At 72.2% G+C, this 12,534-nt stretch carries 13 protein-coding genes; 7 read left to right on the forward strand and 6 right to left on the reverse strand.

Annotated elements, in window-relative coordinates:
* Nucleotides 1-662: conjugal transfer protein (locus ETD83_RS32805; protein WP_138649094.1), on the reverse strand; the 662-nt coding region annotated here is incomplete at its 3' end.
* 474 nt (nt 663-1,136) lie between these two features.
* Complete coding sequence (gene ychF / locus ETD83_RS32810) at nt 1,137-2,228, reverse strand: redox-regulated ATPase YchF (RefSeq protein ID WP_138649095.1); 1,092 nt, start codon at nt 2,226-2,228, stop codon at nt 1,137-1,139.
* Between the two features lie 154 nt (nt 2,229-2,382).
* On the opposite strand from ychF, the gene ETD83_RS32815 reads away from it, so the two are divergent.
* Nucleotides 2,383-3,810, forward strand: a complete 1,428-nt coding sequence (locus ETD83_RS32815; RefSeq protein ID WP_138649096.1) for a DNA recombination protein RmuC — start codon at nt 2,383-2,385, stop codon at nt 3,808-3,810.
* A gap of 4 nt (nt 3,811-3,814) precedes the next feature.
* Nucleotides 3,815-4,417, forward strand: coding sequence for a DUF6542 domain-containing protein (locus ETD83_RS32820; RefSeq protein ID WP_230421345.1), 603 nt, complete (start codon nt 3,815-3,817; stop codon nt 4,415-4,417).
* Between the two features lie 16 nt (nt 4,418-4,433).
* On the opposite strand, the gene ETD83_RS32825 is transcribed toward ETD83_RS32820, so the two are convergent.
* The gene (locus ETD83_RS32825; protein WP_138649097.1) at nt 4,434-5,411 is read right to left on the reverse strand and encodes a 4-hydroxy-3-methylbut-2-enyl diphosphate reductase; all 978 of its coding nucleotides are present in this window, start codon (nt 5,409-5,411) and stop codon (nt 4,434-4,436) included.
* Nucleotides 5,412-5,580: 169 nt separating this feature from the next.
* Here ETD83_RS32825 and ETD83_RS42985 point away from each other — a divergent pair, with 169 nt between their 5' ends.
* From ETD83_RS42985 to ETD83_RS32840, 3 genes are all read left to right on the forward strand, one after another.
* Nucleotides 5,581-6,438 (forward strand): hypothetical protein, encoded by an 858-nt coding sequence (locus tag ETD83_RS42985; protein WP_171064566.1) that lies wholly within the window; start codon nt 5,581-5,583, stop codon nt 6,436-6,438.
* Between the two features lie 259 nt (nt 6,439-6,697).
* Nucleotides 6,698-7,912 carry an exodeoxyribonuclease VII large subunit gene (gene xseA, locus ETD83_RS32835; protein WP_138649099.1) on the forward strand — a complete coding sequence of 405 codons (1,215 nt, stop codon included), beginning with the start codon at nt 6,698-6,700 and terminating at the stop codon, nt 7,910-7,912.
* Nucleotides 7,913-7,922: 10 nt separating this feature from the next.
* A complete protein-coding gene (locus tag ETD83_RS32840) occupies nt 7,923-8,159 on the forward strand; it encodes an exodeoxyribonuclease VII small subunit (RefSeq protein WP_138649100.1) in 237 nt (78 codons plus the stop codon).
* Between the two features lie 3 nt (nt 8,160-8,162).
* On the opposite strand, the gene ETD83_RS32845 is transcribed toward ETD83_RS32840, so the two are convergent.
* Nucleotides 8,163-8,840 (reverse strand): DUF4245 domain-containing protein, encoded by a 678-nt coding sequence (locus tag ETD83_RS32845; protein WP_230421346.1) that lies wholly within the window; start codon nt 8,838-8,840, stop codon nt 8,163-8,165.
* 20 nt (nt 8,841-8,860) lie between these two features.
* Nucleotides 8,861-9,526 (reverse strand): TetR/AcrR family transcriptional regulator, encoded by a 666-nt coding sequence (locus ETD83_RS32850; protein WP_138649101.1) that lies wholly within the window; start codon nt 9,524-9,526, stop codon nt 8,861-8,863.
* A gap of 199 nt (nt 9,527-9,725) precedes the next feature.
* Here ETD83_RS32850 and glpX point away from each other — a divergent pair, with 199 nt between their 5' ends.
* Nucleotides 9,726-10,760, forward strand: a complete 1,035-nt coding sequence (glpX, locus tag ETD83_RS32855) for a class II fructose-bisphosphatase (protein WP_138649102.1) — start codon at nt 9,726-9,728, stop codon at nt 10,758-10,760.
* A 5-nt stretch (nt 10,761-10,765) separates the two neighbouring features.
* Here glpX and ETD83_RS32860 read toward each other — a convergent pair whose 3' ends face one another.
* Nucleotides 10,766-11,413: a DUF1707 SHOCT-like domain-containing protein gene (locus tag ETD83_RS32860; RefSeq protein WP_138649103.1), complete on the reverse strand. Its 648-nt coding sequence runs from the start codon at nt 11,411-11,413 to the stop codon at nt 10,766-10,768.
* An 84-nt stretch (nt 11,414-11,497) separates the two neighbouring features.
* Here ETD83_RS32860 and ETD83_RS32865 point away from each other — a divergent pair, with 84 nt between their 5' ends.
* Nucleotides 11,498-12,451, forward strand: coding sequence for an ABC transporter ATP-binding protein (locus tag ETD83_RS32865; RefSeq protein WP_138649104.1), 954 nt, complete (start codon nt 11,498-11,500; stop codon nt 12,449-12,451).
* Nucleotides 12,452-12,534 lie beyond the last annotated feature (83 nt).

The following is a 12,534-nucleotide window of genomic DNA, read 5'->3' on the forward strand; positions in this document are numbered from 1 at the left end:
AGGAGGGCGGGACGTGCGGACACGACCAGGGAGCCGTTCCGGTCGGCGTAGACGGGAACGGCGAGGCGGAGCCACTTGTCGGCGGTGCGGGCGAGCAGCGTGACGGTCGCGTTGTTGGCGTCGCGGGCGTCCACTCCGGCGACCTGGACGGACTGCACCTGCATCTTGCCGGCGCCGTTCCAGCCGAATTGGGGATCGGCGCCCTCGGGCAGGAAGGTCCGCAGCTGGGTCTCGCGGGCGGGGGCGGTCTTCTGGTCGTAGTTGAGATAGACGTTGGCGAACTGGAGGGCGAACGCGCCCGCGGCGCTGCTGGGGAACCCGGTGCCCCTCGTGGGCTTGGGACCGGTGGCCGGGGCCGCGGGATCCTCCTCGGCGGTGAAGCGCTCGAACGGGGCGCGGACGCCGTTGACGAGGATGACGAGGATGAGGGCCCAGAGCACGGCGCGTCCGGCCCAGACCCACCAGCGTCCGCCGGATCCGCCCCAGCGGCCGCCGCGGGGGCCGTCGCCGCCGCCTCCGCGGCCGCCGCGCCTGCGGTTGGCCCGGCCGCCGGGGGGCAGGCCCCACGGGTCGGCGGACGACGCGAGCGCCCGGCCGGGCGTCGCCGTCTCGTCGACGACGGCGGTGTCACGGCCGCGTCCCACGGCCGACCTGCGAGCCATCCTGCCTCCGCTCGCGCCTCGCCCCCGGTCGGCGCGGTCCTGTGTGCCTGGTCGTGTTGCCCGGTGGCCTTTCTGAACCCACCCCGGGCCCAGCGTAACCACGAGCGTCAATTGTTCCAGCGCATCGCAGTGAAGCACAGCCCCGCCGCGCGGTTGTGGATAATGCAATCCACCTCAGCAGGAACGGGGAAGATTGCCAAACGGTGACGATCCCCTATCCAAGGCTCCGAACGGTGCGCAGGTCCAGGATCCGGACAAGCACCGCGTGTCGGGAGTTGCTTGGTTACCTGGTGACGGCCCCGACCGCAATCCGTTCCCCAGGAACCCGGCAAAGTGTCGTTTTCGGGACGTCTACCATCAAAACGCCCAGCTCAGGCGACGCTCGGGACCCACGGGCCTCATCGGCCCCAGGAGACTTCGCGGGGCCCCGCTGTTGTCAAAGTCACACAGGTCACGCGCCTGTTCACATACAGGTCAGACGTTGAAGCGGAACTCGACGACGTCGCCGTCCTGCATGACGTAGTCCTTGCCCTCCATGCGGACCTTGCCCGCGGTGCGGGCGGCGGCCATGGACCCGGCGGCGGTGAGGTCGTCGTACGAGACGATCTCGGCCTTGATGAAGCCGCGCTGGAAGTCGGTGTGGATGACCCCGGCCGCCTCCGGCGCGGTGGCGCCCGTGCGGATCGTCCAGGCCCGCGACTCCTTGGGGCCCGCCGTCAGGTACGTCTGCAGGCCGAGGGTGGCGAACCCGATCCGGACGAGCTGCGACAGGCCCGACTCCTCCTGGCCCATGCCCTGCAGCAGTTCGAGCGCCTCGTCGTCCGGCAGCTCGATCAGCTCCGCCTCGATCTTGGCGTCCAGGAAGATCGCCTCGGCGGGGGCGACCAGGGAGCGCAGGCGCGCGCGCAGAGCCTCGTCGGTCAGCTCGCTCTCGTCGAGGTTGAAGACGTAGAGGAACGGCTTGGCGGTGAGCAGGTGCAGGTCGCGCAGGAGCGTCAGGTCGATCCCGGCGGCCGCGGCGCCCGCGAACAGCGTGACGCCGTCGTCCAGGAGCTTCTGCGCGGCGTTGACGGCGTCGACGACGGCGAGCTTCTCCTTGTCCTTCCTGGTGCGGGCCTCCTTGTCGAGGCGCGGCAGCGCCTTCTCGATCGTCTGGAGGTCGGCCAGGATCAGCTCGGTGTTGATCGTCTCGATGTCGCGGGACGGGGCGACGTCGCCGTCCACATGCGTGACGTCCGGGTCCTCGAAGGCGCGGATGACCTGGCAGATCGCGTTGGTCTCCCGGATGTTGGCGAGGAACTTGTTGCCGAGCCCCTGCCCCTCGGACGCGCCCTTGACGATGCCGGCGATGTCCACGAACTCCATCGTCGCCGGGATGATCTTCTGCGAGCCGAAGATCTCCGCCAGCACGGCCAGCCGCGGGTCGGGCACGCCGACCACGCCGACGTTCGGCTCGATGGTCGCGAACGGGTAGTTGGCGGCCAGCGCGTCGTTCTTGGTCAGCGCGTTGAACAGCGTGGACTTGCCGACGTTGGGCAGCCCGGCGATTCCGATGGAGAGGCTCACGGCGGTCAAGTTTACGGACGTCCGGCCACCGCTTGGGCTGCCCAGATGATCCAGGGGCCCGCGGGTTGGTGAACGTTGGGCCAAATGTCCGGGGACGGCGGGGGTCACGGCGCGTCGCGGTCGTCGTTCGCGGGCGCGCTGCCACGATGAGCCAATGGACGTCGCGCTGTTCGCCGGGCTCCTCGTCGGCGCCGTGTTCGGCGTCGTCGTGGGGTACGCGCTCGCGACGAGCCGGCAGGGGGCGCTGATCGCGCGGGCGAGGGCGGCCGAGGAGAAGCTCGCCTACGCCGAGGAGCGGATGGCCGAGCACTTCGAGAACCTGTCCGCTAAGGCGCTGGACGCGAGCAACCAGCGGTTCCTGGAGCTGGCCGACGCGCGGCTCAAGGCGGCGGGCGTCGAGGCGGCCGGTGAGCTGCAGCGGCGGCAGCAGGCCGTCGAGCACCTGGTCGCGCCGCTGAAGGAGACCCTCGCGAAGGTGGAGGAGCAGCTCCGCGAGGTCGAGACGGGCCGCCGCGAGTCGCACGCGATGCTGGCCAAGCAGGTCGACTTCGTCCGGCAGAGCTCCGACCAGCTGCGCCGCGAGACGCAGTCGCTCGTCCGGGCGCTGCAGCGGCCCGAGGCGCGCGGACGGTGGGGCGAGCTCCAGCTCCGCCGCGTCGTGGAGCTCGCCGGGATGGCGCACCACTGCGATTTCGACGAGCAGGCCAGTGCCGTCACCGTCGACGGGACGGTCCGTCCCGACATGGTGGTACGGCTGGTCGGCGGTAAGAGCATCGTCGTCGATTCCAAGGTCTCCTTGGCGGCGTACCTCCAGGCCGCGGAAACAGGCGATCAGGTACGGCTGGACGCGCACGCCCGGCATCTGCGCGACCATGTCGACCGGCTGGCGGCGAAGTCGTACTGGCAGGCGTTCAGCCCGGCGCCGGAATTCGTCGTCCTGTTCATTCCGGGCGAGGCGTTCCTGGCGCCCGCGCTCGACCGCGACCCGGGTCTGCTGGAGCACGCCATACGGCGGCGCGTGCACATCGCCACGCCGACGACCCTCATCACCATGCTGCGGACGGCGGCCTACGCATGGCAGCAGGCCGCCCTCTCGCGGAACGCCCGCGCGGTCTTCGACCTCGGCAAGGAACTGTACGAGCGCCTCGGGACGATGGGGCAGCACGTGGACGAGCTGGGCCGCGCGCTGACCGGCGCCATCAAGTCCTACAACCGGACGATCGGGACGCTGGAGACGCGCGTGCTGGTCAGCGCCCGCAAGCTGAACGAGCTGGGCGTGGTCGACGACGACCTGGACGGCGCCCGTCCCGTCGAGGAGAGCCCGCGCTCGCTCTCCGCCGCGGAACTCACCGCACATGACGAGCCGTTCGACGCCATGAAGGACGCGGGCGCCATGGAGGACGCGGACATTAAGGACGACCAGATGCCCGATGAGGAATGGTCCCAGCCTGGATCGGCCGCGGAACCGATAGGTTTCGGCGGACGGGCCATCCCCGACCAGAGTGATCGGCGGAACACCCATGAGCGAGGCGGACCTGGGGGCATGGGAGGGCGTCCCTCCACCGGCGAGGGGTGGCGATGAGGTCATGACGGTACGCGACGCGCCGGGCGGCGCCTCGCCGGCCCTGGAGGGTCCAGTGGGACGTGAGCGCGGCGGCTCCTCCGGACGCAGGCGCCCGGCCACCTCGTCCGGCGGCCCGATCAGCCTCACCGGGCGCGGCGGCATCGTCGTCATGTTCGGGGCGGGCGTCGTGTGCGGGCTGCTGTCGCGCTGGTTCGGCGTGCCGCTGCTCGCCGGCGGCGGGTTCGCCGCCGGTTGCGCCCTCGCCGCGTTCGCCACGCGCCCGGCCGATCTGCTCACGCTGGTCGTCAGCCCGCCGCTGGTGTTCCTCGCCGCCACGTTCACGGTCGTCCTCGCCACCGCGCTCGGCGACGGGTCGCTGCTGCGCGCGGTGACCGTCGGCGTCCTCACCGCGCTCGCGTCCACCGCGCCGTGGCTGTTCTTCGGCACGGTGCTGGTGGTGGTCATCTGCCTCGCCCGCGGGCTCAGGACGAACGTCAGGGAGCTACGGGACAAGCTCGCCGGGGTCCGGCTCTTCGAGAAGGAGGAGAACGAGAACCCCGTCCGGTGGGACGAGTCACCCGCCACGACGCGGGAACGCCGCCTGCACCACGGCGACGTGGACTAGCGGACCCGACCCGGGCTCAGACGGGCGTGATGGGGAGGCTCTTGCGGAGGTCCTTGCGAAGTTCCTTCGGGAGCGAGAAGCGCATGCTCTCCTCCACGGACTCGATCTCCTCCGCCTCGCCGAAGCCGCGCTCGTACAGCCACGCCAGGACCTCCTGGACCAGCTCGTCCGGGACGGACGCGCCGCTGGTGACGCCGACCGTGGCGACGCCCTCCAGCCAGGCCGGGTCGATGTGCTCGGCGTAGTCGACGAGGCGGGCGTCGTCGGCGCCGTGCTCCTTGGCGACCTCGACCAGCCGGACGGAGTTGGACGAGTTCGTCGAGCCGACCACGATCACGAGCTGGGCCCGCGCCGCCATCTCCTTCACCGCGACCTGCCGGTTCTGCGTGGCGTAGCAGATGTCGTCGGACGGCGGGTCCATCAGCTTGGGGAACCGCTCGCGCAGCTTCTCGACGGTGGCGATGGTCTCGTCCACCGACAGGGTGGTCTGCGACAGCCACGCGACCTTCTCCGGGTCGCGGACGGTGACGCGGGCGACGTCGCCGGGACCGTCCACGAGGTGGACGTGGTCGGGCGCCTCGCCGGTCGTGCCGATGACCTCCTCGTGGCCCTCGTGCCCGATCAGGAGGATGTCGTAGTCCTCGGCGGCGAACCGCACGGCCTCCTTGTGGACCTTGGTGACCAGCGGGCACGTCGCGTCGATGGTGCGCAGGTTCAGGCCCTTGGCCTCCTCGTGCACGACGGGCGCGACGCCGTGCGCGGAGAAGACCACGATGGCGCCCTCGGGGACCTCCTCGGTCTCGTCCACGAAGATCGCGCCGCGCTCCTCCAGCGTCTTGACGACGTGGACGTTGTGGACGATCTGCTTCCGGACGTAGATCGGCGCCCCGTACTTCTCCAGTGCGATCTCGACCGCCTGCACGGCGCGGTCGACGCCCGCGCAGTAACCACGCGGCTTGGCGAGCAGGACACGGCGCTTCGTGTTCGCGGTCATGCGTCTATCGTACGAGTGACGGCGACGTGACCCACCGCACGCCGCTTTTGGACAGAAATCCATTAACCCGGGGTGACCACGATCGCGCCCATGGGGCAGAGTGACATTCGACAAGCCACTGCCGTACGACCCGATTCGGTGTTCACGTCGGCAAGGAAGAGGAAAGACGATGACGAGATCGCCGCGCCGCCTCAGGCAGCAGGTGCAGGACACGGTGGGCGAACAGGTCCGCGACCTTCCGCTGCACGCCGTCCGGCTGGCCATGTTCGGCGTCGGCCGGGCGCTGCTCCTCGGCGACCGGATGACCAGGGACTACAAGGAGATCACCGAGGGCGGCGGCGTGAAGCCGGTGCTCGGGCGGCTGCGCGACGACGTCCAGGGCACGGCCGGGAAGGTCGTCGGACACGTGGTGGAGCGCGTCCGCGGCGAGGAGCCGGCCCGTGCCGGGGAGCCGGCCCGTGCCGGGGAGCGCGAGGACGAGCCCGTCCGCCGCGCCCGGGTGGCCGAGCCCCCGGCCCGCCCGAGGCCCGCCGCGGGAAGGGCCGCCGCGGGGAACGGCGCCGCCGGAACGGCCGCCGCCGAGGAGATCTCGATCGGCAAGCCGGGCGCCGGGACGGGGCACACGCCGAAGCACGCCCGCCCGGGGGCGCCGCCGAAGCCCGCGAGGCCGGGCGCGCTGGGCAGGCACCACAAGTCGGCCCAGGCGGAGAAGGCGAAGGCGAAGCCCGTCGCCGAGCCCGCGCCGAAGCCCGAGCCGTCCGAGCCGAAGCCGGAGCCCGCGCCGCAGGCCAAGCCCGCGCCGAGCCCGAAGGCCGCCAAGCCTGCGGCCGAACCCTCGGCCAAGTCGGCTGACCTGCCGGTGCCCGACTACGACAACGCGTCCCTGCCTCAGCTCCGCGCGCGCTTGCGCGGCCTGTCCGTTGACCAGGTGAAGCTGCTGCGCGAGTACGAGCGTGAGCACGCCGCCCGTGAGGACGTCATAGGCATGTACGAACGACGCATAGCCAAGCTCAACGGCACCAGCTGAATCACGCGCATGAACGCGACGACCGCCGCGAAGGCGGTCGCCCACACCGACATGGGCGCCTCAGGATGCCGCCCTTCGGGGCCGCCGGGGGCCTCGCGTGCACGGATACCTCCGTCTCGGGGTCAGGGAGCGCGCGTCCCGGACGCGCCGAGGAGCTTGTCGAGGACGTGACCGGCTGGTCGGCCCCGGCCCGCCGGAGCATCAGCACGACGTGGCGCAGGCGCAGGTTGAACTGCTCGGCGCCCCGTAGGCTTCCGGCATGGCGATGGAGACCACGGCCGAATCCCCCGTCCCGGTGCGGACGGTCCTGCAGGCGGTGAGCGGCTGGATCGGGCGGCTCGGCCGGATCTGGGTGGAGGGCCAGATCACCGACCTCAACGCCCGCGGCGGGACGGTCTACATGACGCTCCGCGACCCGGTGGCGAACATGTCGGTGCGGGTCGTCGGGCCGCGCGCCGTGTTCGAGGCCGCGGGGCCCGCGGTGACGGACGGGGCGCGCGTCGTCGTCCACGCCAAGCCCGACTTCTGGATCAACCGCGGGACGTTCTCGCTCAGCGTCCTGGAGATCCGGCCGGTCGGCGTCGGCGAGCTGCTCGCCCGGCTGGAGCGGCTCAAGCGAGTGCTGGCCGCCGAGGGCCTGTTCCGGCCGGAGCGCAAGCGACCGCTCCCGTTCCTGCCAGGCAAGATCGGGCTGATCTGCGGGCGCGACTCCGACGCCGAGCACGACGTCCTGCAGAACGCGCGGCGGCGGTGGCCGGCGGTGGAGTTCCGGGTGGAGAACACCGCGGTGCAGGGCCCGTACGCGGTCGGCGAGGTCATGGAGGCGCTGAACGCGCTCGACGCCGATCCCGGGATCGATGTGATCATCATCGCGCGGGGCGGCGGCGCGATGGAAGACCTGCTGCCGTTCTCCGACGAGGCGCTCGTCCGCGCGGTCTCCGCGGCCCGCACGCCCGTGGTCAGCGCGATCGGGCACGAGCAGGACGCCCCGCTTCTCGACCTGGTCGCGGACGTGCGGGCCTCGACCCCGACGGACGCGGCGAAGAAGGCCGTCCCGGACGTGCGGGAGCAGCTCCAGCTCGTCCGGCAGCTCCGCGACCGGGGGCGGCGCTGCCTGGCGGGCGGCGTGGAGCGGGAGCTGGCCTGGCTGCGGGCGATCAGGTCGCGGCCCGCGCTGGCCGACCCGGTGCGGGAGATCGAACGGCAGTCCGAGCAGGTCATGGCGTTGCGCGACCGGTCGCGGCGGTGCCTGTCCGGCGCGCTGGACCGGGCCGGGGACGAGCTGTCGCACACCCGCGCCCGGCTGCTGGCCCTCTCCCCCGCCGCGACGCTGGAGCGCGGGTACGCGATCGTCCAGCGGGAGGGCGGGGCGGTCGTGCGGGAGTCGGCGGTGGTCGAGGACGGCGAGCGGCTCCGGGTCCGGCTGGCCCGCGGCAGTCTCGGCGTGACCGTGGTAGAGCGGGGAGAGCCCTAAGGTGGGGCAGGTGGCGGACGAGAAGGGGACGGCGGAGAAGCCGTCGTACGAGCAGGCGCGCGACGAGCTGGCGGACGTCGTCAAGCGGTTGGAGGCCGGCGGGCTGACGCTGGAGGAGTCGCTCACCCTGTGGGAGCGGGGCGAGAGGCTCGCCGCGATCTGCGAGGAGTGGCTCGAAGGCGCGCGGGCCCGGCTGGCGGCCGCGCTCGACAGGCCCGAGAACGGCGAGGCCGCCGCGCCCTTCTGAGGATCAGGGGCCGGTTGTGGGGGTCGCCGAAGGGGTCAGGCCCGCGTCCTTCTTGCTCTGCGGCTTGAGCGACGCGGCCAGGATCGCCAGCTCCTCGTAGGACGCGGTGCCGGTCACGACGAGGCTCACGCCGTCCGGAAGGGTGCGGGCCAGGGAGTTCGCCTTCTTGTCCTTGCGGTGGTACTTCGTCCAGGCGACGCCGTTGACCTGCTGCGTCCCGACCGGCTTGCTGCTGTTGGTCATGCGCGGGACGTACTCGGAGGCCTTCTCGTTGCTCTGCTCCAGCGCCGCGTACTCGTCGCCGGGGGTCACGAACCCCAGATGCCAGGCGACGGGCTTCTTGCCGTCGGTACCCATGCCGCTCAGCCGGGAGCTGGTCGGACGCCACCGGGCCGGGAGGCCCTCCGGCGCGTACGAGGTGAACGGCGCGTCGTTGCGCATCGCCCACAGCTGCGAGCCGTAGTCGACGGTCGGCAGGATCTCCTCGTTGCTGCGGGGCGTGATGAGGTAGATCGCCAGGACGACCAGCAGGCACGCGGCCATCGCCATGGAGAAGCCGCCGAGCCCCGTGGTCAGCCGCTTGTGCACGGCGGGGCTCACCTCGACCACGGGCCGCCCGCCGGGAGCCGTTTCGGTGGGGGCCGTTCCTGCGGGGCTTTCGGATGCGTCCTCTTCGGTCACCCCTCCAGGATCCCGCACGGTCAGCGCTGCCCCGTACCGGGGTTGGTGATGGTGCCGACGATGGCCATGATCTCGTCGGCGAGCCTGCGGGCGGCGTCCTCGTCGTCCATGAGGGAGATCTCCGACACCGCGCCCGCCATCGCGCCGGTCAGCACCACGACCAGGGCCTCGTCCACGCCCCCGTCGGAGGTGTGGAACAGCGCGGCGCTGCGGCGCGCCCACTTGCCGAGCCGCTGCCGCATGACGCGGTCGAAGCCGGGCGGGCCGTCGCCGGAGATGAACAGCCGGGAGACGTCGCGCTCCGCCAGGCAGCCGTCGAGGTAGGCGCCCGCGCCCGCGATGAACTGCCGCATCGGGTCGGTCTCGCCCGCCTCCCGGACGGCGTTGATCGCCTTGCGGGTGCGCTCCTGCTGGCCGACCTGGAACTCCTCGAACAGCGTCAGGTACAGGTCGGCCTTGCCGCTGAAGTGGTGGTACAGGCTGCCGACGCTCGCGCCCGCCTTGGCGACGATGTCGGTCACCGCGGCCTGGGCGAAGCCCGACTCGCAGAAGACGTCCCGCGCAGCGGCCAGCAATGCGCCGCGGGTCGCGGCCCCGCGGTCGGACGTGCGCGCGGGGGCGCCGGCGGTCCCCGTCTCGCCGTTCGGGGTCACCTCGCCGGACGGGACGTCGATGTGGCTGCTCATGTCGCCTGAGATTACGCCCTCTCCCAGGGGGAAACGATCCCTTGCCGGCACGGCCGCCGAATCCCCCCGCCGCGCCGGACGCGCCGGTACGCTCCGTGACCCCGGCTGGTCTGGTCCAATTTGTGGCCGGGCATCCGGTCCACGGAGAATCCGGGCAACACCGACCGCCGGGTCGCGCCGACCGAAGGGCTGGGCCGCCATGTCCGATGAGACCACCGTTTCCTCTCCGCTCACGACCGAGCCCGAGGCCCCGGACCGCAACCTGGCGATGGAGCTGGTCCGGGTGACCGAGGCCGCCGCCATGGCCGCGGCCCGCTGGGTCGGCCGCGGGGACAAGAACGGCGCCGACGGCGCCGCCGTGAACGCCATGCGCCAGCTGATCAACACCGTGTCCATGCAGGGCGTCGTGGTGATCGGCGAGGGCGAGAAGGACAACGCGCCGATGCTGTTCAACGGCGAGGAGGTCGGGGACGGCTCCGGCGCCGAGTGCGACGTCGCGGTCGACCCGGTGGACGGGACGCGGCTGACCGCGCTCGGCATGAACAACGCGATCGCGGTGCTGTCGGTGGCGCCGCGCGGGTCGATGTTCGACCCGTCCGCGGTGTTCTACATGGAGAAGCTGGTCACCGGCCCGGAGGCGGCGGGCGCCGTCGACATCGAGCGTCCGATCGCCGACAACATCCGCGCGGTCGCCCGCGCGAAGGGCTCGTCGCCGCACGACGTGACCGTCTGCATCCTGGACCGTCCGCGGCACGAGGGCATCGTCAAGGAGGTCCGCGAGGCCGGGGCGCGGATCAAGTTCATCCTGGATGGTGACGTCGCCGGCGCGATCATGGCGTGCCGCCCCGGGACGGGCGTCGACATGCTGCTCGGCATCGGCGGCACCCCGGAGGGCATCATCGCGGCGTGCGCGATCAAGGCGCTGGGCGGCGTGATCCAGGGACGGCTGTGGCCCCAGGACGACGAGGAGCGGCAGCGGGCCGTCGGCGCCGGGCACGAGCCGGGCAAGGTGCTGACGACCGACGACCTGGTGACCTCGGACGACGTGTTCTTCGCCGCGACCGGCATCACCGACGGGGAGCTGGTCGACGGCGTCCGCTACAGCAAGGGCACGGCCGTGACGCATTCGCTGGTCATGCGCTCCCGCAGCGGGACGATCCGGACGATCGACAGCGAGCATCAGCTCAGCAAGCTCCGCGCCTACAGCGCGATCAACTTCGACACGGCGGTGTAGCGGGCCTAGCCGCCGCGGGTGAAGCGGTCACGGACGCGTGCGCGCAGGGTGCGCTTCGGCGCCCGGACGCGGACGGAGCCGAAGATCATCGTGCCGCCGACCTCGATGGTGGGGCCGTCGGCGACTGGGCGGGCCCGCAGGTCGCGGGTGCTGAGGATGGTGCGTCCGGTGACGTCCACGCGGACGCCGTCGGGGACGAGCAGCCGGATCCGGCCACCGAGGACCATCGAGTCGACCACGATGTGGCGGCGCTGCAGGACGGCCTCGCGCAGGTCCAGCTCGACCGTTCCGAACAGGGCGAGCAGCGGGAGCTTCACGGGGACGACCCAGCGCCCGTCCCGGCGGGTGCGGCCGAAGAAGACCGTGACGGGACGGTCGTCCACGAGGATGGGCTGGGCCTCCTCGGGGCTGAGGTCGCCGGTGAGGCCGGTGAGTTCGCCCAGCGTGCGGGCGGCGTAGGCGCGTTCGGTGCGGTCGGCGTGCTCGTCGGCGGTGAGCCGCCCGTCCGCGAAGGCCTCGCCGAGGACGGCGGCGACGCGTTCCCGGTCGGCGTCGGACGCGCGCAGGTCGCGGACGCTCGTCGCCTTCGCGGCGGCTGGGCGCGGTTTCTCGGCGGCAGGGCGCGGCTGACCATCTCGGTCGGGGACGTCCACACCATGAGGTTAGCCGCAGGCGACCGCTCCGCTCTGCGGAAAACCAGTGGGGTTATGTCCGAATTTTTCCCTAGTGTGAGAGGCATGACCGTGCAACGTGCGCAGCTCGCGGCTGCCCAGGGGAGCCCTGCCACGGCGGCGATCAGCCTGCGCGGCGTGGTGAAGCGCTTCGGCGACTTCACCGCGGTGGACGGGCTCGACCTGGAGGTCCCCACGGGCATCTGCCTGGGGCTGCTGGGCCCGAACGGCGCCGGCAAGTCGACCACGATGAAGATGCTGACCGCGCAGGCGATCGCCAACGAGGGCAGCATCCGCGTGCTGGGCTTCCGCGTCCCGCAGGACTCCAAGCGCGCGCGGGCCGCGATGGGCGTCGTCCCGCAGCAGGACAACCTGGACGAGGAGCTGACCGCCCGCGAGAACCTGGAGGTGTTCGCGCACCTGTACCGGGTGCCGCGCCGGGCACGGAAGCAGGCGGTGGACGACGCGCTGGCGCTCGCGCACCTGACCGAGCGGCAGCTCACCAAGGTGGACGACCTGTCCGGCGGCATGCGGCGGCGGCTGCTGATCGCCCGCGGGCTGGTGCACCGGCCCGCCCTCGTCCTGCTGGACGAGCCGACCGTCGGCCTCGACCCGCAGGTGCGCGCGGAGCTGTGGGGGCTGATCGACGGGTTGCGCGCCGGGGGCACGACCGTCCTGATGTCGACGCACTACATCGAGGAGGCCGAGCGGCTGGCGGACGAGTGCGCGCTGATGTCGCACGGCCGCGTCATCGCCCGGGGCTCCCCGTCGGCGCTGGTGGCCGAGCACGCGGGCGACCGGGTCGTCGAGCACTACGGGCCGCCCGACCGGCTGACGGAGGTGGAGCGGCTGGCGAGGGGGGCCGGGCTGCCCACGCGCCGCACCGGCCCCTCGGTGTCGGTGCTGAAGGCCGAGACGATCCCGCCGTCCCTGGAGGACGAGCTGGGCCCGGACGGCGTCCGCCGCGCCGCCAACCTGGAGGACGTGTTCGTGGTGCTGACCGGGGAGCGCGTCGAGTGAGCGAAGCGAACCGGGGGGTGCGGGGGGTCGGCCCCCCGCAGGAAACAGGCGTGAGCGAAGCGAACCGGGGGGTGCGGGGGGTC

Origin of the sequence: Actinomadura soli (assembly GCF_005889715.1) — a bacterium.
Lineage (GTDB): Bacteria > Actinomycetota > Actinomycetes > Streptosporangiales > Streptosporangiaceae > Spirillospora > Spirillospora soli.

What these genes read in the sequence shown, in the direction of transcription:
- xseA (WP_138649099.1), top strand. Translation starts at nt 6,698, where the DNA reads ATGGCGATGGAGACCACGGCCGAATCCCCCGTCCCGGTGCGGACGGTC.
- ETD83_RS32815 (WP_138649096.1), top strand. Translation starts at nt 2,383, where the DNA reads ATGGACGTCGCGCTGTTCGCCGGGCTCCTCGTCGGCGCCGTGTTCGGC.
- ETD83_RS32825 (WP_138649097.1), bottom strand. Translation starts at nt 5,411, where the DNA reads ATGACCGCGAACACGAAGCGCCGTGTCCTGCTCGCCAAGCCGCGTGGT.
- ETD83_RS32850 (WP_138649101.1), bottom strand. Translation starts at nt 9,526, where the DNA reads ATGAGCAGCCACATCGACGTCCCGTCCGGCGAGGTGACCCCGAACGGC.
- ETD83_RS42985 (WP_171064566.1), top strand. Translation starts at nt 5,581, where the DNA reads ATGACGAGATCGCCGCGCCGCCTCAGGCAGCAGGTGCAGGACACGGTG.
- ETD83_RS32865 (WP_138649104.1), top strand. Translation starts at nt 11,498, where the DNA reads ATGACCGTGCAACGTGCGCAGCTCGCGGCTGCCCAGGGGAGCCCTGCC.
- glpX (WP_138649102.1), top strand. Translation starts at nt 9,726, where the DNA reads ATGTCCGATGAGACCACCGTTTCCTCTCCGCTCACGACCGAGCCCGAG.
- ETD83_RS32820 (WP_230421345.1), top strand. Translation starts at nt 3,815, where the DNA reads ATGACGGTACGCGACGCGCCGGGCGGCGCCTCGCCGGCCCTGGAGGGT.